General features: G+C 70.6%; 20 protein-coding genes. 8 read left to right on the top strand and 12 right to left on the bottom strand.

The features are described from left to right. The first annotated feature begins 6 nt into the window (after positions 1-6). Genes MCHUDSM44219_RS06235 through MCHUDSM44219_RS06225 form a run of 3 tightly spaced genes read left to right on the top strand, consistent with a single transcriptional unit; the run spans position 7 to position 4,288 of the window. On the top strand, positions 7-2,754 hold the full coding sequence (locus MCHUDSM44219_RS06235) for a glycoside hydrolase family 2 protein (RefSeq protein WP_236695371.1): 2,748 nt from the start codon (positions 7-9) through the stop codon (positions 2,752-2,754). Positions 2,755-2,784: 30 nt separating this feature from the next. Continuing rightward, positions 2,785-4,053, top strand: coding sequence for a competence/damage-inducible protein A (locus tag MCHUDSM44219_RS06230; protein WP_048417368.1), 1,269 nt, complete (start codon positions 2,785-2,787; stop codon positions 4,051-4,053). A 10-nt stretch (positions 4,054-4,063) separates the two neighbouring features. Further along, positions 4,064-4,288 carry a hypothetical protein gene (locus MCHUDSM44219_RS06225; protein ID WP_048417391.1) on the top strand — a complete coding sequence of 75 codons (225 nt, stop codon included), beginning with the start codon at positions 4,064-4,066 and terminating at the stop codon, positions 4,286-4,288. A gap of 11 nt (positions 4,289-4,299) precedes the next feature. On the opposite strand, the gene MCHUDSM44219_RS06220 is transcribed toward MCHUDSM44219_RS06225, so the two are convergent. Genes MCHUDSM44219_RS06220 through MCHUDSM44219_RS06205 form a run of 4 tightly spaced genes read right to left on the bottom strand, consistent with a single transcriptional unit; the run spans position 4,300 to position 7,356 of the window. Further along, on the bottom strand, positions 4,300-5,217 hold the full coding sequence (locus MCHUDSM44219_RS06220) for an alpha/beta fold hydrolase (protein ID WP_048417390.1): 918 nt from the start codon (positions 5,215-5,217) through the stop codon (positions 4,300-4,302). A gap of 35 nt (positions 5,218-5,252) precedes the next feature. Continuing rightward, complete coding sequence (locus MCHUDSM44219_RS06215; RefSeq protein ID WP_048417367.1) at positions 5,253-6,719, bottom strand: amidase; 1,467 nt, start codon at positions 6,717-6,719, stop codon at positions 5,253-5,255. A gap of 47 nt (positions 6,720-6,766) precedes the next feature. Next, the gene (locus MCHUDSM44219_RS06210; protein WP_053081203.1) at positions 6,767-7,117 is read right to left on the bottom strand and encodes a hypothetical protein; all 351 of its coding nucleotides are present in this window, start codon (positions 7,115-7,117) and stop codon (positions 6,767-6,769) included. Next, positions 7,117-7,356 (bottom strand): hypothetical protein, encoded by a 240-nt coding sequence (locus MCHUDSM44219_RS06205; RefSeq protein WP_048417365.1) that lies wholly within the window; start codon positions 7,354-7,356, stop codon positions 7,117-7,119. The genes MCHUDSM44219_RS06210 and MCHUDSM44219_RS06205 overlap by 1 nt, the downstream gene beginning before the upstream one ends. Positions 7,357-7,478: 122 nt before the next feature. On the opposite strand from MCHUDSM44219_RS06205, the gene MCHUDSM44219_RS06200 reads away from it, so the two are divergent. Further along, a complete protein-coding gene (locus MCHUDSM44219_RS06200) occupies positions 7,479-7,973 on the top strand; it encodes a hypothetical protein (RefSeq protein ID WP_048417364.1) in 495 nt (164 codons plus the stop codon). A gap of 21 nt (positions 7,974-7,994) precedes the next feature. On the opposite strand, the gene yaaA is transcribed toward MCHUDSM44219_RS06200, so the two are convergent. The 6 genes from yaaA to MCHUDSM44219_RS06170 form a co-directional block, all read right to left on the bottom strand. Then, positions 7,995-8,741 (bottom strand): peroxide stress protein YaaA, encoded by a 747-nt coding sequence (gene yaaA, locus MCHUDSM44219_RS06195; RefSeq protein WP_048417363.1) that lies wholly within the window; start codon positions 8,739-8,741, stop codon positions 7,995-7,997. Positions 8,742-8,765: 24 nt separating this feature from the next. Next, on the bottom strand, positions 8,766-9,329 hold the full coding sequence (locus tag MCHUDSM44219_RS06190; protein WP_048417362.1) for a glycoside hydrolase: 564 nt from the start codon (positions 9,327-9,329) through the stop codon (positions 8,766-8,768). 163 nt (positions 9,330-9,492) lie between these two features. Then, the gene (locus MCHUDSM44219_RS06185) at positions 9,493-10,626 is read right to left on the bottom strand and encodes an alkaline phosphatase family protein (RefSeq protein ID WP_048417361.1); all 1,134 of its coding nucleotides are present in this window, start codon (positions 10,624-10,626) and stop codon (positions 9,493-9,495) included. Between the two features lies 1 nt (position 10,627). After that, positions 10,628-11,068, bottom strand: coding sequence for a response regulator (locus MCHUDSM44219_RS06180; protein ID WP_048417360.1), 441 nt, complete (start codon positions 11,066-11,068; stop codon positions 10,628-10,630). Continuing rightward, complete coding sequence (locus tag MCHUDSM44219_RS06175) at positions 11,065-12,648, bottom strand: sensor histidine kinase (protein WP_048417359.1); 1,584 nt, start codon at positions 12,646-12,648, stop codon at positions 11,065-11,067. The genes MCHUDSM44219_RS06180 and MCHUDSM44219_RS06175 overlap by 4 nt, the downstream gene beginning before the upstream one ends. Continuing rightward, the gene (locus tag MCHUDSM44219_RS06170; protein WP_048417358.1) at positions 12,638-13,819 is read right to left on the bottom strand and encodes a PP2C family protein-serine/threonine phosphatase; all 1,182 of its coding nucleotides are present in this window, start codon (positions 13,817-13,819) and stop codon (positions 12,638-12,640) included. Before MCHUDSM44219_RS06170 ends, MCHUDSM44219_RS06175 begins: the two co-directional genes overlap by 11 nt. A 245-nt stretch (positions 13,820-14,064) precedes the next feature. Here MCHUDSM44219_RS06170 and MCHUDSM44219_RS06165 point away from each other — a divergent pair, with 245 nt between their 5' ends. From MCHUDSM44219_RS06165 to MCHUDSM44219_RS06155, 3 genes are all read left to right on the top strand, one after another. Next, complete coding sequence (locus tag MCHUDSM44219_RS06165; RefSeq protein WP_048417357.1) at positions 14,065-15,279, top strand: acyltransferase family protein; 1,215 nt, start codon at positions 14,065-14,067, stop codon at positions 15,277-15,279. Between the two features lie 62 nt (positions 15,280-15,341). Continuing rightward, a complete protein-coding gene (locus MCHUDSM44219_RS06160; RefSeq protein WP_048417356.1) occupies positions 15,342-16,031 on the top strand; it encodes an Rv0518 family GDSL lipase in 690 nt (229 codons plus the stop codon). 19 nt (positions 16,032-16,050) lie between these two features. Then, the gene (locus MCHUDSM44219_RS06155; protein ID WP_048417355.1) at positions 16,051-16,344 is read left to right on the top strand and encodes a Dabb family protein; all 294 of its coding nucleotides are present in this window, start codon (positions 16,051-16,053) and stop codon (positions 16,342-16,344) included. Here the strand turns inward: MCHUDSM44219_RS06155 and MCHUDSM44219_RS06150 are convergent. Next, complete coding sequence (locus tag MCHUDSM44219_RS06150; protein WP_048417354.1) at positions 16,341-17,081, bottom strand: glutamine amidotransferase; 741 nt, start codon at positions 17,079-17,081, stop codon at positions 16,341-16,343. The genes MCHUDSM44219_RS06155 and MCHUDSM44219_RS06150 overlap by 4 nt on opposite strands. Positions 17,082-17,117: 36 nt before the next feature. Here MCHUDSM44219_RS06150 and MCHUDSM44219_RS06145 point away from each other — a divergent pair, with 36 nt between their 5' ends. Next, positions 17,118-17,894, top strand: coding sequence for an O-succinylbenzoate-CoA synthase (locus MCHUDSM44219_RS06145; protein WP_048417353.1), 777 nt, complete (start codon positions 17,118-17,120; stop codon positions 17,892-17,894). A gap of 185 nt (positions 17,895-18,079) precedes the next feature. On the opposite strand, the gene aceA is transcribed toward MCHUDSM44219_RS06145, so the two are convergent. Then, positions 18,080-20,368 carry an isocitrate lyase ICL2 gene (gene aceA, locus MCHUDSM44219_RS06140; RefSeq protein WP_048417352.1) on the bottom strand — a complete coding sequence of 763 codons (2,289 nt, stop codon included), beginning with the start codon at positions 20,366-20,368 and terminating at the stop codon, positions 18,080-18,082. Positions 20,369-20,378: the final 10 nt, after the last annotated feature.

The following is a 20,378-nucleotide window of genomic DNA, read 5'->3' as shown; positions in this document are numbered from 1 at the left end:
GGCGGTGTGCGCGCCGCGCTGGCCCTCGTCGTGATCGCCGCGCTGATCGCGGTGCTCGGCGTCGCCGATGTCCCCGACGTCGCGCGCCCCACGCCGGCGCCGGCGCGTGTCGAACTGGCCGAGGGCTGGCGGCTGATCTCCGCGCGCGTCGCCGGCCTGGACGGCGCGGCCGTGTCGGCGCCGGGCACACCCGATGCCGGCTGGCATCCCATCGCGCGGATGCCCGCCACCGTGTTGCAGGCGCTGCAGGCCGACGGCAGCTATCCCGATCTCTACGTCGGCACCAACCTGCGCGACGAGGTGCCCCAGGACCTCTACACGCAGGACTGGTGGTACCGCACGACTTTCGACGCGCCGCGCGGTCACTCCACCTACCTGCTCGAGTTCCCCGGCATCAACTACCGCGCCGAGGTCTGGCTCAACGGGCACCGCATCGCCGACGCGTCCCAGGTGGTCGGGATGCATGTCGGACACGAGATCGACGCGACACCGTGGATCCATCGCGGCGGGCCGAATGTGCTCGCGGTCAAGGTGACACCCGAGCAGGCGCTGCAGGACGTCGACGGCGTCGAACTCGCCGACAGCTGGTACGACTGGATCAACTGGCGCTATCTCGGCTACCGGGCCCCGCCCGGCGCCCGGCCGGTGAACAACTCTTTCGTCGCCGACCGCAACGCGGGCATCTGGAAACCGGTGTACCTGCGCATGTCGCAGGACGTCGCACTCGGCGCTTCCTCGGTGCACTCGGATCTGCCGCTGCCGCAGACGGATTCGGCCCGACTGACCGTCTACACGAGTGTCCGCAACTACGCCGCGACGGCCGTGCGCGGCGTGCTGCGCGTGACGATCAGCCGGGCGGGGAAACTCGACATCGTCGTGGAGCGGCGGGTGAGTCTGGCGCCGGGAGAAGAGCGCGAGGTCGCGTTCGAGCCCGCCGATCACCCGCAGCTGTCCGTCGACCACCCGGACCTGTGGTGGCCCTACACGATGGGCGACCCCGCGCTCTACGACCTGCGCACCGAGTTCCGCCGGTTCGGCCGGGACTCTGATGAACGCCTGCAGCGCTTCGGGATCCGGGAGGTGTCCCAGCACCGCGACGACGACTCCAGCCATCCCGAACTGGGCACAGGCGGCAACTTCTATCTCACCGTCAACGGGCGCGACCTCGCGATCCGCGGCGCGGCGTACGCACCAGACCTGCTCTATGCCGACGATCCGGCGCGCGACGCCGCCACGCTGCGCTATGTCAAGGATCTGGGCCTGAACATGCTCCGGCTGGAGGGCAAGTTCCCCGGCGAACGACTGGTGGACATGGCCGACGAACTGGGAATCCCGCTGATGCTGGGCTGGATGTGCTGCAACCAGTGGGAGAAGTGGTCGCAGTGGGACACCGAGGACCAGCGGGTGGCCCAGGACAGCCTGACGTCGGTGATCACCCTGTTGCGTTCGCACGCTTCGGCTTTCGTGTGGGCCAACGGCAGCGACGGCACCCCGCCGCCCGACCTGCTCGCCGACTACCGGCGCATCCTCGAGGCGCTGCACTGGTCGGGTGCGGTCGTCGACACGGTGTCCAGCTTCGCCAGAGACGCCGACGGTCAGGTGCTCTGGGACGGCATCCACATGGCCGGCCCGTACAGTTGGCGTCCGCCGAGTTACTGGTTCGCCGGCCGGTACGGCGCCGCGCGCGGTGCGAACGCCGAGCAGGGCGACAACGAACACATCCCTCCGATGGCCAGCCTGCGCCGGTTCATCCCACCCGACAAGCTGTGGCCCATCAACGACACGTGGTACTTTCACGCCGGCGCCAACACCAGCAACGCCGCGCTGACGACCATCCGGCGCGCCATCGACCGGCGCTACGGTCCCTCCACGAGCGCCGACATGTTCACCACCAAAGCCCAACTGGCGCACTACGAATCGACACGGGCGCAGTTCGAGGCGTTCGCCGCCGGCGGGTGGGACACCCACAAGATGACCGTCTACTGGATGCTCAACAACCACTGGCCGTCGTTCTTCGGCCACCTCTTCGACTACTACCTGCGTCCCGGCGGCGCCTACTTCGGCGCCAAGAAGGGGCTGCGGCCACTGTCAGCGGTGTTCGACGCCTACGCCACCGGCGACCACAGCCGTGCCGCGATCACCGTCGTCAACCAGACCCCGGCCGAGCAGCGCGGCCTCACCGTGCGGGTGCGCGTCTACGACCTGCAGGGCCGCGTCCGCGAGGACCGCACCAGCGCCCCGGTCGACGTCGCCGCGGGCGGCCACACCGCGGCGCTGTCACTTCCGCGCGTCGCCCGGGACTCGTCGGTGTTCTTCGTCCGCCTCGATCTGCGCGACGCCGCGGGCGCGCTGGTCGCGGAGAACACCTATTGGCAGTCCCAGCGCCGCGACGACGTCGGCGACCCGGGCAATGACCAGGCCTTCGAGCTGCGGCCGGCCTCCTGGGCCGACATGACCGCGCTCAACACGATGCCGCGCGGCCGGCTCGAGGTCACCGCCGACCGCACCGCCGACGGCGTGGTGATCCGGCTGCGCAACCCGGGGCGCGGGGTGGCGTTCTTCGCCCGGGCCGAACTGCTGGCGGACCCTGACACCGACGAACTGCTGCCGGTCACCTACAGCGACAACTACGTCACCGTCTTCGGCGGCGACACCGTGGAGATCCACGGTGCGCCGCTGGCCGCCGGCGCGACCGCGAACTGGGTGCGGGTCAGCGGGTACAACACCGCGGCCGTCGTCGTCCCGGTCCGGTAGCCGCCGCGCCGGTGCGTAAGGTCGGGAACCGTGAGCGCACGGGCTGGAATCGTGGTGACGGGGACCGAGGTCCTCACCGGGCGGGTCGCCGATCGCAACGGCCCGTATCTCGCCGACCGGCTCCTGGAACTGGGCGTCGAGCTGTCCCACATCACGCTGTGCGGAGACCGGCCCGCCGACATCGAGGCCCAGTTGCGGTTCCTCGCCGACCAGGACCTCGACCTCATCATCACCAGCGGCGGCCTAGGCCCCACCGCCGACGACATGACCGTCGAGGTCGTCGCCCGGTTCTGCGGGCGGGAGCTGGTGCTCGACCCGGGGCTGGAAGCCACCATCGGCGACATCGTCACCGGGTTGATGGCCCGCTTTCCCGGGGTGGACGCCGAGGCGGTGCTCGCCGCCAACCGCAAACAGGCGCTGATCCCCGCCGGCGCGGTCATCCTCGACCCGGTCGGCACCGCGCCGGGCGTCGTCGTCGAGGGGCACCCGACCGTCGTCGTGCTGCCCGGCCCGCCGCGCGAACTGCAACCCATGTGGCAGGCGGCCGTGGCCACCGACGCCGTGCAGGCCGCGATCGCCGGACGCACGCAGTACCGGCAGGAGACCGTGCGGATGTTTGGGCTGCCCGAATCCGGTCTGGCCGAGACGCTGCGCGACGCCGAGGGGACCGTGCCGGGCTTCGACCGGCTGGAGATCACCACCTGCCTGCGCCGCGGCGAACTCGAGATCGTCACCCGGTTCGAACCGCAGGACGAGGCCGCGTACACCGCGCTGCTCGCGGCGCTGCGCGAGCGGCACGCCCGCGAGATCTTCTCCACCGACGGCGCGCTGATCGACGACCAGGTCGCCGAGCTGCTGCGGGGCCGCCGGATCGCCACCGCGGAGTCGTGCACGGCGGGCCTGCTCGCGGCGCGGCTCACCGAGCGGCCCGGCTCCTCGGCCTACGTGGCCGGCGGGGTGGTGGCCTATGCGAACACCGCCAAGACCGACCTGCTCGGTGTGGACGCCACGCTGATCGACGCGCACGGCGCGGTGTCCGAGCCGGTCGCCGAGGCGATGGCCCGCGGTGCCCTGAGCCGCTTCGGCGCGGACACCGCGATCGCGATCACCGGCGTCGCCGGACCCGGCGGCGGCACGGAGGGAAAACCGGTCGGCACCGTGTGCTTCTCCGTCGCGCTGGCCGACGGTGGCTTCGTCACCCGGACGACGACGCTGCCCGGCAACCGCTCCGATGTGCGCGAGCGCTCCACGACGGTCGCGATGCATCTGCTGCGCCGGGCGCTGACCGGGCCCGGCTAGGGTGTGGGGCATGGTTGACACCGACGAGCGGCAGGCGTTCTCGGCGCTCGCCGAGCAGACCGGCTGGACGCACCGCACCGCTGAGCGCAACGACTACTTCGCGAAGGGCACCGTCCGGGTGCACGTGGTGTGGCAGGGCGACAGCGCGATCAGCGGCGGCACCCTGTTCCACGACGACCTGCTGCAGTCCTACAGCCGGGAACTGCCGACGGTGCAAGCCTGGCTGCGCCGCTGATCAGCCGCTGATCAGCGTTCGGCGCCGGCGTCCCACAGCTCGGTCATCGCCGCCATGATCGTCTCGGCCTGACCCAGTCCGCCGAGATGGCTCTCGCCGGACAGCGTGTACAGCTCGGCGTCGGGCAGCATCGACACCACGTGTCGGCCGTGTGCGAACGGCACGATGTGGTCCTTGTCGCCGTGCCACCAGCGCACCGGAACCTTGACCTCGTCCAGCCGGAAACCCCAGTCGCGGGCGAACACCACGACGTCGGCGAACGGGGCGGCGAGCTGTTTGCGGCTGCCGTTGAGCAGGTCGTCGAGGAACATCGCCTTGAACTCCGGACGCACCAGCAGCCGGCGGTCACCGGCGGGGGAGATCCCGGCGTACAGGTACAGCGCCGGTTCGGCGACCGGCTTGATCAACCGGATCAGCCCGGTGGCGACCATGCTCAGTGAGCTCCCGACGTGCTCGAGCACCGGGGCCACCGGCACACCGACCTTGCCCATGATGCCGCCGCCGATCGCGTCGGCGCCCTGCGTGGGCGCGACGCCGCCGAGCACACCGACCGCGACGACGCGTTCGGGCATCGCGGCCGCGGCGGCCAGCGTGTAGGGGCCGCCGCCGGACAGCCCGATGATCACCATCTTGCCGATGCCCAGGACGTCGGCGATGGTCCGCAGATCGTCGGCGAAGTCGATCACGCGACCGTAGGCGTGCGGGGTGGACGATCCGATGCCCGGCCGGTCCACGCCGATCAGCCGGATCCCGTTGTTCTCCGCGTAAAGCCGGGCCTCGACCGGGATCTGGCGCCGCGCGCCGGGGGTGCCGTGCAGCCAGAAGATCGGCCGTCCCTGCGGGTCGCCGAACTCGGCGAACCCGATGCGGCGATGGGTGCCCACGGCGACGTTGCCTTCGAGCTTGGGACGGGCGATGTCGAGAGCCATGCGCGACAGTGTCGCACGCGGGTGTCTCGTCGCCGTCAGTTCCGCCCGACCCACCCCGGCGGCCGACGACCGGCCCACGGCAGGGCGATTTCCAGCTGCGCAGCGAGTCTGAGCAGGACCGCCTCGTCGGGAGCCATCAGCTGCACGCCGATCGGCAGCCCGTCGTCGGTGGTCCCGAGGGGCAGGGACACCGCCGCCCATCCGGTCACGTTGGCGAGCGCCGTCCACCCTGTGGTGGCGAACTCGACGTCGAAGAACGCCCGCGTGGTGCCGCGCGGCTGATCCAGCAGCCGGTACGGCGGCGGCGTGGTCAGCAGCGTCGGAACCAGCAGCACGTCATGACCGGTCATCTGCGCCGCGAAGCGGCGGGTCTGCGCATGCACCGCCGCGATGGCGTCGGCGTAGGCGAGGCCCGTCGTGGTGAACCCCTCGCGGATCATCACCCAGCTGCTCGGCTCGAACTCGTCTTCGTGCGGCTCACGGCCCAGGTGTTCCCGGGCCAGGGCGAACAGCCCGGCGTTGCTGACGGTGTGGAGCACGGCGATCGCATCGGCCACGGCGTCGGCGTCGATGGTGGGGGCGCCCGGCTCGATCAGGTGGCCGAGGCCGGCGAGGGTCGCAGCGGTGTGCTCGACCGCGGCGACCACCGCGGGATCGGTGACGGGCCCGGGGAACGGCGACGAGGTTGCCATCAGGATGCGTTGCGGCGCAGGCGGTGTCGCGATGGCGTGCAGGAACGGCTCGGCGGGCAGCGGGGCCGAGTAGGGGTCGCCGACAGCGGCTCCGGTGACGGCGTCGAGCAGCGCCGCGCTGTCGCGCACCGTCCGGGTCAGCGCATGCTCGTTGACGAGGCCTTCGAGCCCCTGCCCGGCGCCGGGCGCGAACGACGTGCGGCCACGGCGCGGTTTGAGACCCACCAGTCCGCAGCACGACGCGGGAACCCGGATCGACCCGGTGCCGTCTCCGCCCGACGCGGCCGGCACGATGCCGGCGGCCACCGCCGCGGCCGACCCGCCGCTGGACCCGCCGGGGGTGATGTCCGGCGACCACGGGTTGACCGTCGGCCCGAACAGCGACGGCTCGGTGGTGCAGTGGTTACCCCACTCCGGGGTGTTTGTCTTGCCGAAGATCACCAGACCCGCGTCGAGGTAGCGCTCGACGATCCACGCCGTCTGCTCGGCGACGTGCGTACGCAGCGCGCGCGACCCCATCGCCTCGGGCGCGCCGGCCAGCGAGGCGCCCAGATCCTTGAGCAGGAACGGCACCCCGGCCAGGGGTCCGTTCTCCCCGGTGCGCAGCACGCCGGAGGCATCCAGGGCGGCGGCGGCGGTCCGGCCGCGGTCGAACAGGTCGGCGATCACCGCGTTCAGGGTGCGGCCGGCTTCCACGCGGACGATCGCGGCCTCGAGCAGTTCGGTGGCGGTCACCTCGCCCGCCGCGGCCAGCTGTGCCTGACCGAGCGCGTCGAGGTCGGCGAGTTCGAACGCCGTGCGTGAGTCCATGACGCGGATCCTCGCGGGCGCGGCACGCCGCGGCAACTCCGCGGCGCTCAGCCCACCGCCGCGCCGTAGCCGAGTGCGCCGAGGAACAGGGTCAGCGCGCACAGCGCGAACGTCGCGATCGCGTAGGGCCACGCGGTCGCGCGCCGGATCAGCGCCACGACGGTGAGCACCAGTCCCACCACGCCCACGCCTGCGGCGACGAGCAGCGCGGTGAACACGGCGTTCACCGCACCGTCGACGCTGCACGTCTCGGGCGGACAGTGATCGAGGAACGCGAGCGAGAACACTCCGAAGAAGACCGCGACGGCCCCCATCACCGCGGTGAGCACCAGGACCACGATGGAGATCGTCATGTCGGCCGCGGAGCGGGGAGCCGGTGGCGGGGGCGGGGGGTACATCACGGCACGTCCCGGTCGGCGCGGCGGGCGGCCAGTTCGCGATCCTTGCGGGTCACCGAGTCGGTGATCGTCAGGGCGACGAGGATGTCGGCGACGGTGATCAGCAGGCCCCACCAGTACATCCACCGGATGGTGGTGTCGGGCTGGGCGGCGAAGTAGACGAACAGGAAGATGGGCCCAACGATCCCGCACACCAACGTCATGAGCTGGATGCGCAGGTAGACCCACAGTGTCGACATCGGGCGACAGTGTCACCTCCCGGGTGCGATGCCGTCAACGGACCTGCCGGGCCCGCGAATGGTGAGACCGGCTAACCTTGACGCAACTGTAGATTGATCTTGATGGCGAGAGGACAGACCCCATGCGCCGAATCGCTCGAGCCGCGGTGACGGCCACGGCGCTGCTGATCGCATCCGGACCGATGCTGGCGGGCGCCGGCACGGCGTCCGCGGAGAGCGCCGGGATCGTGATGCCGTTCGCCGAGAAGTTGCGCCGCTGCGATTTCAGCCAGATCAAGTACGTCGGCGGTTCGTACTACGGCCGGGCCACCGCGGTGCTGCGGACCGAGGGTGGTGGCGTCGCCGCCGATGTCACGTTCTTCACCGGCGTGCCCAACACCCGCTACGACGTGCGGCTGATCCAGATGCCGCGCACCTCGGCGGCGGGGTGCTGGGACGGGGCGCCCGGGGTGGCGTCGGCAGCGCTGTTCACCGACGGGGCAGGTGCCGGCACGGTGACCGTGCGCGGACCGAGGATGCCCGGCGCGACAGGGGCGTGGTTGTCGCTGACCCGGCCCGCGAGCAACAGTCAGCAGCCGGAGGAGTTCTACACCACGGACTTCATCGCGTCGCTGTAAGTAGTTTCAGCACAGGGCCTTTCACGCCTGGACGACGACGGTGAGGTGGTCGCCCTGGCGCTCGACGCGCATGCCCGCGCGGCGCGCGACTGCGGCCACGGCGGCCGCATCCGACGGCTCGGACCGGGTGGCGGCCAGCGCGCGCGCCAGCCGACCCTTGTGCGCCTTGTTGAAGTGACTGACCACGGTTCGACGGCCGTCCGCGCGTTCGGCGACGACCTCGACGGTGACGGCGCCGGAGACCTTGCCCAGTCCCGCGTAGGACCCTGACCGCAGATCGACGACGAGTTCCCGCTCGGCCAGCCCGCTCAGCACGGGCTCGAGGGCGGGCCGCCAGCGCGCGGCCAGCGTGGGGCGTCCGGGCAGCCGCGAGCCGGCCGAGAGCCGATAGGCCGGGATCGGGTCGTCGGCGCGGACGAGTCCGAACAGCGCCGAGACGACCGCGAGGCGCGTGGCGGCGCGGGCCGCCGACGCGCCGCGCAGGGAATCCACGTCCAATGCGTCATACAGCACGCCGGTGTAGCGGTGCAGGGCGGGCATCGTGGGCGCCGAGCGCAGCGCCGCGTTGCGGTCGATCTCCGCGTCCTGACCGGCGGACAGGCCCAGCGCCATGCGGCTGGCGTCCCTGTCGGCGGCCAGTCCGGCGAGGTCGTCGATCAGTTCGGCCCTCACCGGATTCAGTTCGGGCGAGCTCAGCGCGTCCAGCGTCAGCGCGGGTCCGTCTCCGCCGGTGCGCTTGGTCTCCGACGGGGGCAGCAGCACGATCACGGCGACGACGCTAGCGGGCGGCGCTCACCCCGCCGGCGGGGGAGGCGGCGGCAACAGCGGGTCGCCGGGCGGGGGAGGCGGCGGCAACAGCGGGTCGCCGGGTGGGGGAGGCGGCGCCGGCGCCTCCTGGCCCATCAGCACGACCGGCGCGGGCGGCGGCGGCGGAGCCATCGGCGGCGAGAGCAGGGGGTCAGCGGGGGGCGGCACGTCGGCGGCCGCCGGCGCAGGCAGATACATGTGGTGGGTGAACTGACTCTGGTAGGCGCCACCACCACCGACCTTCACGCCGCCGCCTTCGCCGGACGACACCGGGGTGCCGTCGGGCAGCGTCACGGCGGTGTGGCCGCGGTTCCAGCCGACCACCAGGGCACCAGGCTGGGTCCCGTACTGGAAGCCCCGGGCCTTCAGCGCGCCCTCGATGTTGCCGGTGTGGAAGCGGTCACCGTAGACGGGCCTGCCGGTCGCGGCGTTGGTGACCCACGACACCAGGCCGGAGCAGTCGGTTCCGGAGGGGGAGTCACCGCCAGAGATGTACGGCGTTCCCGACACCTGATTGACGAGCGTCAAGAGTGTGGCGAGTTCATACATGCGGCCGGACGCTAGCAGAGGGTCTCTAATACGGCCAAAATCTGTGACCGCAGGCACAATACGCACGAAAGCGCGTCGAATGTCACGAAAATGGTTGTGCGAGAGATCGATTCAGAGAGTCGACAGAGTCATCGAATCTTGTTGCACAACAATGTTTTTGATGTCATCGATGAGCCAACAGCAGCGGCACCCGCTGCTCGGCCGGCGTCAGCGACCCGTGCTGACCCACCAGTGAAGATTCGACCGGCTCCACGGTGCGGCGCAGCACCCCCGAGGTTCCGCGCGCGGCCACCACGATGTCACCGATCCGCGACCGGGCGTCGTCGGTGACCCGCTCGCCGAACCACCCCGCCACGGCCGCCTCCTCGCGCATCACCACCCACGCCCGCGACCCGAGGACCTCGCGCCAGGTGGCCAGCACGTCGGAGGCTGCGCCGTCACGGGTGTAGACGTGCCGGGCCCGCACCTCGCCCCCGAGGGCGACGACTCCGTCGTGCAGAGAAGGTTCGGCGTCGGCGTCCACCACGTCCTCGCCGAGGGCCACCATGCCGTGATCGGCGACCACGGCCAGCAGCCCGCCGCGCGGCAGGGCGTCGGCGATGGACTCGACCAGCAGGTCCACCTGCCGCAGCTGCATCCGCCACGCCTCGGATCCGGGGCCGTGCAGGTGCCCGACCAGATCCAGGTCGGCGTGGTAGGCATAACAGAACCCGCGCTCGGCAATGGTGGTCCCGATCTCCGCCACCAGGTCGCCGATCGCATGGACACCCCGGTAGCGGCCGCCGCGCAGCACCGCCCGCGTCAGACCCGAGCCGGCGAACTCCGCAGCGGAGATCACGCTGACCGCGACACCCGCCGAGGTGGCCCGCTCGAACACCGTCGCGCGCGGCTGCACCTGCTCCGGTACGGCGCGGTCGCGCAGATCGTCACCCCACGGATGCGGACGCCACCGCAGCGCGTTGATCACGCCGACGTCGGGCAGCCGGAACGACATCCCCACCACGGCATGCTCACCGGAACGACACCCCGTGCCGACGGCGGCCAACCCGGCCGCCGTCGTCGCCGGAAACCCCACGTGCAGGCTGGGCCCCCGCAGGCCGGCCAGAAACGGCGCGTCGGCGGCGTACGCGTCGAGCAGGTCGGCCCCCAGGCCGTCGACGAGCAGCACACACGCCCCACCCACGTCATACGGCAGCGCGATGCGCGGCTCGAAGCCCGCGACCCCCATGGCCGCCAGCACCGACGGGGTCACGTCGGCGAGGTGCGCCGTCGTGGTGTCGGGCCGCGGGAGGTCCACCTCAGAACTGCGGCAGCCGGACCACCTGGACGAAGAACTCGTCGATCTGGCGGACCGCGTTCATGAACTGGTCGAGGTCGACCGGCTTGGTCACGTACGCGTTGGCATGCAGCTTGTAGCTGCGCAGGATGTCCTCCTCGGCCGAGGAGGTGGTCAGCACGACGACCGGGATGTGATTGAGCTCGGGGTCGGACTTGATGGTCTCGAGCAGCTGGCGCCCGTCGTACTTGGGCAGGTTCAGGTCGAGCAGCACCAGGTCCGGACGGGGCGCGCCCTCGTACTGTCCGCGCCGGTAGAGGAAGTCCAGACCCTCCTCGCCGTCGTGTGCGACGTGCAGATTGTTCTTGATCTTGTTGTGCTCGAAGGCTTCCCGGGTGATCAGCTCGTCTCCCGGGTCGTCCTCGATCAGCAGCACGTCGATGGCGCGTTCAGCGGGTGTCATGACGACGATCCTTCCAGTTGGGCAGCCGGGCTGTCGACGGCGACCGGCAGAGTGAACCGGAAGCGGGTGCCTTCGGTGTAGTCGTTGTCGATCCAGATCGTCCCGCCGTGGTGTTCGACGATCTTCTTGCACAGTGCCAGACCGATGCCGGTGCCCGTGTAGGCGTCCCGGCCGTGCAGCCGCTGGAAGATCACGAAGACCTTCTCGGAGAACTCCGCGGCGATGCCGATTCCGTTGTCCGTCACCGAGAACCACCATTCCTCGGTCTCACCGGACCCCCGTGCGCAATCGATCACCACCGTGGGCGCCACGCCTTCGCGGCGGAACTTCACCGCGTTGCCCACCAGGTTCTGCCACAGCATCGTCAACAACGTCGGGTCGCCCTTGATCGTGGGCAGCCCCCCGGCCGGCCGCTCGATCACCGCGCCGGTCTCCTCGATCGACGTCGCCACGTTGTTGAGCGCGGCGTCGAGCACTGTGTCGAGGTCGACGTCCGTCTCGGTGGCGTTGAGGCGGCCGACCCGCGAGAACGTCAGCAGGTCGTTGATCAGGATCTGCATGCGCTTCGCGCCGTCGACGGCGAACCCGATGTACTCGGTGCCCCGCTCGTCGAGCTTGTCCCCATAACGCTTCTCCAGCAGCTGGCAGAAGGAGGCGACCTTGCGCAGCGGCTCCTGCAGATCGTGCGACGCAACATACGCGAACTGCTCGAGTTCGGCGTTGGAGCGGCGCAACTCCTCGGCGTGCTCGTCGAGCGCCTCGGTGGCCGCCCGCGACGCCTCCAACTCCTCGACGATGCGCTGGCGCATGTTCTCCACGTCGATCGCGATCAACCGGATGTCCCGGGGACCCTGCGGCACGATCCGTTCACCGAAGTTCCCCTCGGCGACACGTCGGCACGCCGCGGCCAACCGGTTCAGCGGGCGCACCAACGCGCGCCGCAGCAGCACCGCCAGGACCACCATCGTCGCGATGAACGCCGCCAGCATCGCGATCAGCACCCCGTTGCGCCACGCGCTGATCGAATCCAGTTCGGCGACACCGTCGTTGCGGGCCTGCAAGAGATTCGCGTTCTGGCGATCGAAAAGCACCCGCAGACGGTCGAATTCGGACTTTCCGATGTCGGTCAGCGCGGGGGAGACGGCGTTGCGCTGCCCCGGCCTCACTGCGGCGATGGCGGGCTCGGCGTAGTTCGTCCGCCACGACCCGGAGGCCTGCTCGATCGCGTCGAGATCGGCGAGCAGCTCGGGGTGCTTCTGCTCGTACTGGCGCAGAGCCGCCGACGCCTGCGCCTCGACCTCCCTGCCGGTGTTGTACGGCTCGAGGAACTGGGGGTCGGCGGCGATGACGTAGCCGCGGACCGCGGTCTCCTGGTCACGCAGCGCGGCCTGCAGCTGGTAGGCCGCCACCCGCGCGGGTCCGACGTTGTTGGTGATCTGATTGGACACCTGATCGGTGCGGTGCAGCAGCACCGCCGTCGTGACAGCGCCGGCCAGCACCACCGCGGCCATGATCGACAGCACCAGGTACTGCCAGCCCTCGACCGTGAGAGCCCGCATCCCGCGTTGATCAGGACTCATCGCGTTCCGTCCTTTCCACCCGCACCACCGCGATGTCGTCGGCGATGCCGCCGTGGGAGTGGGCGCGGTCCTCGACGGCAGTGATCAGCGCCTCGACGAACTCCCGGCCGGGCAGGTGTGCCAGCGTGCGGGCGAGTTCCAGCAGGCCGTCCTCGCCGAGACGTTCGTTGCCGCGTCCGATGTGTCCCTCGAACAGGCCGTCGGTGAGCAGGACCAGCCCCGTGCCGGGCGGGAGTTCCACCTGCTGCGGCGTCCAGTCTCCGGCGTGCAGGCCGAGCGCGGGCCCCCCGGCCGGTTCCACCCAGTCGACCGTGCCGTGCCCGTGCAGCAGCATGCCCGGATGGCCCGCCCGGACCGCCGTGACCAGCGAGCCCTCCGGCGGGATGGCGAGGCTGAGCACGGTGGCGAAGATGCCCTTGCCGGCCCGCTCGGCGCGCAGAATGCGCTCGAGCTGACGCATCCGGTCGGCGCCGCGCAACCCGGCGAACGTCAGCGCCCGCCACGCGATGCGCAGCGCCACCCCGAGGGCGGCCTCATCGGGACCGTGGCCGGCGACGTCGCCGATCATCACGTGAACGGTACGGTCGGGGGTCTGCACGAAGTCGTAGAAGTCACCGCCGAGCAGCGCATTCTGCCGGCTGGGCCGGTACTGGGTGACGATGTCGACACCCGGGTCGTCGAGCAGCAGCGGCGAGGGCAGCAGGCCGCGCTCCAGCCTGGCGTTCTCCCGCTCCCGCAACTGAGTGGCGTGCAGATCCACCGCAGTCAGCTCGGCGCGCTTGCGCTCGATCGCGTAGAGCACGGCCCGGCGCAGCGTCTCGGGATCGACGCGGCCCTTGACCAGGTAGTCCTGCGCACCCGAGGCGACCGCCACCGACGCGACGTGCTCGTCGTTGAGACCGGTGAGCACGACCACCGGGATGGTCGCGTCGCGTTCGGCGATGCGGGCCAGGCCGGCGATCCCGTCGGTGTCGTGCAGGTGCAGGTCAAGCAGCACGCAATCCGGGCGGGCCGTGGCGATCGCCTGCTCGGCCTTGGCCATCGACTCGGCCCACACGACGCCGATGTCCACACCGGCGTCGGCGATCAGTTCCTCGACCAGGATCGCGTCGGCACGGTCGTCCTCGACGAGGAGCAGCGACAGGTGGCCGCCGTCATCCGGGACGTGCATGCGCCCCGGCACTTTCCGTCGCGCCCCACCGCGCGCGCTGGCATGTTCGATTGACAATTTCCCGAGGATACCCGGGGCGATCGAGACCGTGGACATCCTCCCGGCGGCGGCGTTGCGGCGCCCGTTCTCCCAGCCCGCGCTGGTAACCTCCGACCGGTCGCCGGCGTATCCGTCGGGGGGAGGCGGCGAGCACCACCGCCCTTCCGGCCGACGTCGTCGACGACTGCTTCTGTTCTCGAGACGAAATGAGTCGTGTGCGCACCGGTGAGATCAAGGCCCTGTCGGGGCTGCGCATCGTGGCCGCCGTGTGGGTCGTGCTCTTCCATTTCCGTCCGCTGCTCGCCGAGGCGTCTCCGGCGTTCCGCGACGCGCTGGCCCCGGTGCTCAACGCGGGCGCCCAGGGCGTCGACCTGTTCTTCATCCTCAGCGGATTCGTCCTGACGTGGAACTACCTGGACCGGATGGGGGAGTCCTGGTCGACGCGGTCGACGCTGCGGTTCCTGTGGCTGCGGCTGGCGCGGGTGTGGCCGGTGTATCTGGTGACGATGCATCTGGCCGCAGCGTTCGCCGTGTTCACCCTCTATGTCGGCCGGTTCCCGCTGCCTCCGGACGTCATCGGGTCGCTGAACGCCCTGAGCTGGATCAAGCAGGTGTTCCTCGTCCAGCTGTGGTTCCAGCCGTTCTTCGACGGGTCCAGCTGGGACGGGCCGGCCTGGTCGATCAGCGCGGAGTGGCTGGCCTACCTGCTCTTCGGCGGGCTGGTGCTGGTGGTGTTCCGGATCGCCGCGGTGACGCGGGCGCGCGGGCTGATCTGGCTGGCGATCGCGGCCGCGCTGGCCCCGACGCTGCTGCTGCTCGCCCACGGCGTCTTCTACACGCCGTGGAGCTGGCTGCCGCGGATCGTCATGCAGTTCACCGCCGGGGCGCTGGCCTGCGCCGCGGTGCGCAGGCTGCAGCTGTCCGACCGCAGCCGGCAGGCCGCCGGACTCGCGTCCGTCGCGCTCGTCGTCATCATCATCGGTGGGCTGTACCTGCTCGACGCGTACCCGCCCCAGGACATGCTCGACGCCGGCGGGCTGGTCGACGTGCTGTTCGTGCCGCTGGTCATCGCGCTGTCGATCGGGGCGGGCTCACTGCCCGCGCTGCTGTCGACCCCGGTGATGGTGTACCTGGGCCACATCTCGTTCGGGCTGTACATGGTCCACGAGATCGTGCACACCGCGTGGAACTGGGCGATCCAGCAGTTCGGGATCACGCTGACGCCCAGCTGGTCGGCGAAGTTCGCAGTGCTCGGTCTCGTGCTGTTCGCCGGTGTGCTGGCTGCGCTGCTCTACCACGTCGTCGAAGAGCCCGCGCGCCGCTGGATGCGGAAGATGATCGAGCCGTCCACGCCGCGCGTCGCCCGCCCGTCCGAGCCGCCGCAGGGCCGATTGCACCCGGTCACCGCACGGGCGGGATAACTGTTCGTGAACCGCGGCGAGTCGGCGTCGGGTCGGCGCGCGCGCACCCCTAGGCTGGTCCAGTGAGTCGTGTGCTGACGTGGATGCTCTCTGCCGCCATGCTTTTCGGCGCTCTGAGCGTGCCCGCCCCCGCGGTGACGCACCGCGAAGTTCGTGTTCTGGACTACGCCGTCAACCGGATCGCCGTAATCGGCGACTCGTATACGACCGGCAGCGATCAGGGCGGCAACGGTCCGCAGGGCTGGGCGCCGCAGGTGTGGCAGGCGCTCAGCGACCACGGCATCGCCGTCACGCCGACGGTCGCCGCCGAGGGCGGCGCCGGCTACTGCACGCGCGGTAACCGGGGCAGCGTGTTCGAGGACCTGACCGTGCGGGCCGTCAAACCCAACGACGCGCTGGTGGTGTTCTTCGGCTCCCGCAACGACATGAAGGTCGAGCCGACGCGGTTGTCGATCGCGATGTACGGCACGCTGAGCCTGGCCCGCCAGATCGCCCGCTCGGCGAAGATGCTGGTGATCGGACCGCCGTGGCCGACGGCCGATCCGCCACCGGAGGTGCTGCGCATCCGTGACGTGCTCAGCTACCAGGCCCAGTTGGCCGGGGCGACGTTCGTCGACCCGATCGCCGCGCGGTGGTTCGTCGGCCGGCCGGAACTGATCGGCCAGGACGGCGTGCATCCGACCGACGCCGGCCACACCTACATGGCCGAGAAGATCGCGCCGCTGATCGGCACCCAGCTCGCCCCGTACTGATGGCTGTTAGGGTGCGCTGATGATTCGCAACGTGGTGCTCGCGAAGCTCAAGGACGGCCACGACGCCGCCGAGGTGGCGCGGATCCAGGAGGGTCTACGCGGCCTCGACCTCCCCGGCACGCTGAACTACACGGTCGGCACGGATGCGGGCCTGCGCGAAGGCAATTGGGACTTCGTCATCGTCGCCGACTTCGCCGACATCGACGCCTACCGCGGCTACGACGCCGACGCCGAGCACAACGCGCTGCGGGCGCGGCTGGCGCCCATGGTCGACCAGATCGCCCGGGCGCAGTTCGAGGTGCCCGCCGGCTAACGGCGCGCGTACCGGGCCACGAAGCCGCGCAGAATCGTCATCGGATGGATGACCGTGCGTTGGCGCGCAGCGTCTTTGAGTGACTGCGCGGTCTCAGGGGCGAAGTACCCGTGGTTCTTGTAGGCGTCGATGCGGGTGCACAGCCCCTTGACGTCGAGTTCGGGATGGAACTGGGTGGCGTAGACGTTCGCGCCCACCCGGAAGGCCTGCACCGGGCAGGCGGCCGAGGTGGCGAGCCGCGTGACGTGCGGGGGCAGCACCGACGCCGCCTCCTTGTGGCCGCCGAAGGCGTCGAAGGTGTCGGGCAGCGGGGCGAACAACGGGTCGGCGCGACCCTCGTCGGTCAGGTCGACGGTCACCGGCCCGACGGGCTCGCTGTGCGAGCGGTCGATGACGGCGCCCACCGCCGTACCCAGCGTGCCGATGCCGTAGCAGCAGCCGAGGAACGGGAAGTCCGCCGCGATGACCGCGTCGAGCAGGTCGGCCAGCTCGGCCTCGACCCGCCGCTGGGTGGGTGACTTCGCGGCCGGATCGTCGCTGACGGTGTAGGGCCCGCCGCCGAGGATGATGCCCGACCACTGGGACAGGTCGATGGCGCCGAGCTCGCGGTGGGTCAGCCCGATCCGTCGCAGCGTGTGCTCGTCGAGCCCGCCGAACCGCATCACCGCCCGGTACTCGTCGTCGGCGGCGTCGTCCTCGCCGCGGATCGACAGCAGCAGAAACGGGGCGGCGGCCACCGGTCAAGACTAGCCACGGGCTAGCTTTGTCGGTCAGTGAGAACTCTCATCGATTTCGACGACGCACCGGTGTTCGCGGTCCCGACCGCCGACGGGCCGCGGGTGGGCGTGCTGGTGGACGGCCCGCAGGGCTGGGGCGAGTTCAGTCCGCCCCCGGACTGCGACGACGCGCTGGCCGCCCGCTGGCTGACGGCGGCGATGGAGCCGAGCACGGTCGGCTGGCCGGACGCCGTCCGGGGCCGGGTGTCGGTGAGCGACGGGCGTGCCCGTGCGGTGATCGAGGTCGACGATGTCGACCGGACCGTGGCGCGGATCCGGGATGCCGAGGGTCTAGAACTGGTGCGTCTGGTCTGCCGACGCCCGGCCGACGCGGCCGAGGTGCGGCGCCGCGTCGACGTGCCGATCGCCGTGGAGGCCGATCTGTTGGGCGCCGATCCGCAGTGCGCCGACGTCGCGGTGCTGCGCTGCGGCGAACTCGGCGGCGTGCGGCGCGCGATGCGCCGAGCGGAGCGACTCGGGATGCCGGTGCTGGTGGAGTTCAGCGGGGCGACGAGCATCGGTCTGGCCGCCGACGTGGCGCTGGCCGCGGCGCTGCAAGACCTCCGCTATGCGTGCGGTCCGGTGCCGCAGTGGCTGCGCGACGGCGACGTCGTCTCGCCGGCGCGCTCGCTGATCCCGGCCGACGGGTACCTGCCGGCCGCGCCTATGCCGGCCGCACCCGACCCGGCGCGGCTGGAACGCCTGCTCGTCACCGACGAGCCGACGGTGCAGCAGTGGCGCGCGCTGGTCCGCCGCGCCGCCGCGCTGATCTGAGTTTGCGCGCCCGCCGACTGTGGGGGCTGTGCACGCTTCACGGAGAAAAAGCGTGCACAGGGCCCACACTCGCGATCGTTGCGGGGGGGGTTCATGGACCCTAGATACACACCGTGGGATCGGTTGTGGCAGAACGCCGTTGGTGGCGCGCTCGGCCGCGACCGGGATCCCGCGGTGCGGTGTCCTCAGTCCTGCTTGCTGATCAGCCGCAGCAGTGCCCTCTGGTCGGGCGCGAGGAGTTCGTCGATGCGCGCCTGATTCACATCGGCGACGATGATCTCGCCGACCTCCTGGTAGACGTCGCTGAAGATGCCGTGCGACTTCATCTTCTCGGTCTGATAGATGTTGTCCTCCGTCGGCGTCACGTAGTAGACGATCTCGGCCTTGAACCGGTGGATCAGCCACAGATGGATCAGGTCCATCAGTCGCTTCTGGCGCAACTGCTCGGCGAAGGTGTTCTGGTCGCGCACGGTCAGGATGCTGCGGCCGTGCCGGTCCTTGATCGGGTCGACGACGACGTTGGCCAGCGGCTCTTCCCCGTCGCCGAGGATCTGCAGGTCCAGCACGTCCGACCCGGCCCGCCGCGGCCGCAGCTGCACGCGTAGCTTCTCCGGCAGCTGGTAGTGCTCACTCCACAGCGCCAGCCACTCCTCGAGCAGCTTCTTGGGCACCTCGGTCTGCACCAGGTGCTGGTGCTGCGTGGAGCCCTTGCCCATCGACTTCGTCGTCGCGGTGCGACCGGACGACGCGGCCAGCGCGGCGTCGCTGCGCGGGCCACCGACGAGGGTTTGCGGTGTGCGGTAGGGGGATTCGACCAGACGCATCTTCCGCTGCAGGCGGGCCAGCGCCAGCATGCCCTCCTGCCGCAGCGACGTCGCGAACTCCTCGGACGCCACGCCGTCGACCTGATGGCCGCCATAGGTGATGAAGTTGAAGACGAAGCCCATCTTCCCGATCTCCTCGGGGAACGCCCGCATCTCCTCGTCGGTCATCCCGGTGGTGTCCCAATTGAACGACGGGGAGAGGTTGTAGGCGAGCATCTTGTCCGGGTACACCGCGTGGATGGCGTCGGCGAACTGCTTGGCGTCGGCGAGGTCGGCGGTCTTGGTCTCCATCCACAGGATGTCGGCGAACGGGGCCGCCGCCAACGACTTCGCGATCGCGTACGGGATACCGCCGCGCACCTGGTAGTAACCCTCGGGCGTCTTGGCCCGCTCACAGTCCCAGGCCACATCGGCGCCGAGCTCCTGGGCCTTCTCGCGCGCGTTGTACAGCGGGGCGCGTTCGGCGAAGGCGCGCCATTCCGTGGCGCTCATCGTCGTCGATTCGCCCTCGCGCTCCCGGAATTCGAGCAGATCGGCCACGGCGCCGGCGTAGGTGTCGAGCCCGGCGTCGTCCTGCCAGGCGTCGACGAAGCGGGACTCGACCGTGTCGAACGCCGCGTCGAGCGACGGCTCGGCGCCGTCCTGCCAGGCGGCGGCGGTCTGGTCGATCAGGGCCAGCACGCCCTGGCGTTCCAGCCACGCCTCGGCGGTGGCGTACTCGCCGTCGGGCAGCGCATAGAGCAGGTGACCGTTCAGTTCGGTCACACCCTGGTTGTAGAAGCGCCGCACCATCGCCAGGAAGCAGGATTTGTACGACGGGATCTTCAGGTTGGTCACACCGAGCAGGAACGGCTGGTCGCGCTCGTCGGCGCGGCTGTCGATCAGGTTGGCCGCCTCGGCGTCGGTGCGGGCGACGATGATGCCGGGAACCCGCATGATGTCGAGCTGGAATCGGGCGGTGTTGAGCCGCTTGATCTGCTCGTCAGAGGGCACCAGCACCTTGCCGCCCTGGTGGCCGCACTTCTTGGTGCCGGGACGCTGGTCCTCGATGTGGTAGCCCGGCACGCCGTTCTCGACGAAGCGGCGGATCAGGTTGCGGACGTGCGGATCGCCGCCGTGGCCGGTGTCGGCGTCGGCGATGATGAACGGCCGGTAGTCGAAGGCGGGGGTGGCCGCGCGTTGCTCCTCGGTCATCTGCAGACGCAGGTACTGCTGGTTGCGATCGGCGGTCAGCAGCGCCCGGACGATGCCGGCGGCTTCCTCGGGCACCTGGCTGAGCGGATAGCTCGCCAGGTCGGGTCCCGGGTCCTCGCTGATCGACCCCTTCGCCGAGGTGGCCCAGCCGCCCAGGTAGATGCCCTCGATGCCCATCCGCTTCATCACCACCGCCTGGCCGGGGGAGTACGGCCCGAAGGTGGTGATGCTCTTGCCGCGCGAGTACAGCTCCCGCAGGTGCGGATAGAACGCGGTGGCCGCCTCCCGCGCGACGGGGTAGTCGGCGGGGATCGTGCCGCGCTGCTCGGCGACCTGCCGCGCGGTGTAGAGGCGGATGATGCCCTCGAAGCGGGGGCTGTCGAAATAGCGTTGCGTCTCTGCGACGTCTCGTTCGAACGGCGTCTCAGGCTGAAGGTCGGCTTCGATGATGGCCATGACCCGAAGC

It is taken from the genome of Mycolicibacterium chubuense (genome assembly GCF_001044255.1).
GTDB lineage: Bacteria > Actinomycetota > Actinomycetes > Mycobacteriales > Mycobacteriaceae > Mycobacterium > Mycobacterium chubuense.
Note: the sequence above shows the minus strand (reverse complement) of the source record. Positions and strands in the feature narration are given on the sequence as shown.

Coding starts and splice junctions, on each gene's coding strand:
- MCHUDSM44219_RS06225 (WP_048417391.1), top strand. CDS start 4,064: ATGGTTGACACCGACGAGCGGCAGGCGTTCTCGGCGCTCGCCGAGCAG.
- MCHUDSM44219_RS06220 (WP_048417390.1), bottom strand. CDS start 5,217: ATGGCTCTCGACATCGCCCGTCCCAAGCTCGAAGGCAACGTCGCCGTG.
- MCHUDSM44219_RS06215 (WP_048417367.1), bottom strand. CDS start 6,719: ATGGACTCACGCACGGCGTTCGAACTCGCCGACCTCGACGCGCTCGGT.
- MCHUDSM44219_RS06210 (WP_053081203.1), bottom strand. CDS start 7,117: ATGTACCCCCCGCCCCCGCCACCGGCTCCCCGCTCCGCGGCCGACATG.
- MCHUDSM44219_RS06205 (WP_048417365.1), bottom strand. CDS start 7,356: ATGTCGACACTGTGGGTCTACCTGCGCATCCAGCTCATGACGTTGGTG.
- MCHUDSM44219_RS06200 (WP_048417364.1), top strand. CDS start 7,479: ATGCGCCGAATCGCTCGAGCCGCGGTGACGGCCACGGCGCTGCTGATC.
- MCHUDSM44219_RS06190 (WP_048417362.1), bottom strand. CDS start 9,329: ATGTATGAACTCGCCACACTCTTGACGCTCGTCAATCAGGTGTCGGGA.
- MCHUDSM44219_RS06180 (WP_048417360.1), bottom strand. CDS start 11,068: ATGACACCCGCTGAACGCGCCATCGACGTGCTGCTGATCGAGGACGAC.
- MCHUDSM44219_RS06175 (WP_048417359.1), bottom strand. CDS start 12,648: ATGAGTCCTGATCAACGCGGGATGCGGGCTCTCACGGTCGAGGGCTGG.
- MCHUDSM44219_RS06170 (WP_048417358.1), bottom strand. CDS start 13,819: ATGCACGTCCCGGATGACGGCGGCCACCTGTCGCTGCTCCTCGTCGAG.
- MCHUDSM44219_RS06165 (WP_048417357.1), top strand. CDS start 14,065: ATGAGTCGTGTGCGCACCGGTGAGATCAAGGCCCTGTCGGGGCTGCGC.
- MCHUDSM44219_RS06155 (WP_048417355.1), top strand. CDS start 16,051: ATGATTCGCAACGTGGTGCTCGCGAAGCTCAAGGACGGCCACGACGCC.
- aceA (WP_048417352.1), bottom strand. CDS start 20,368: ATGGCCATCATCGAAGCCGACCTTCAGCCTGAGACGCCGTTCGAACGA.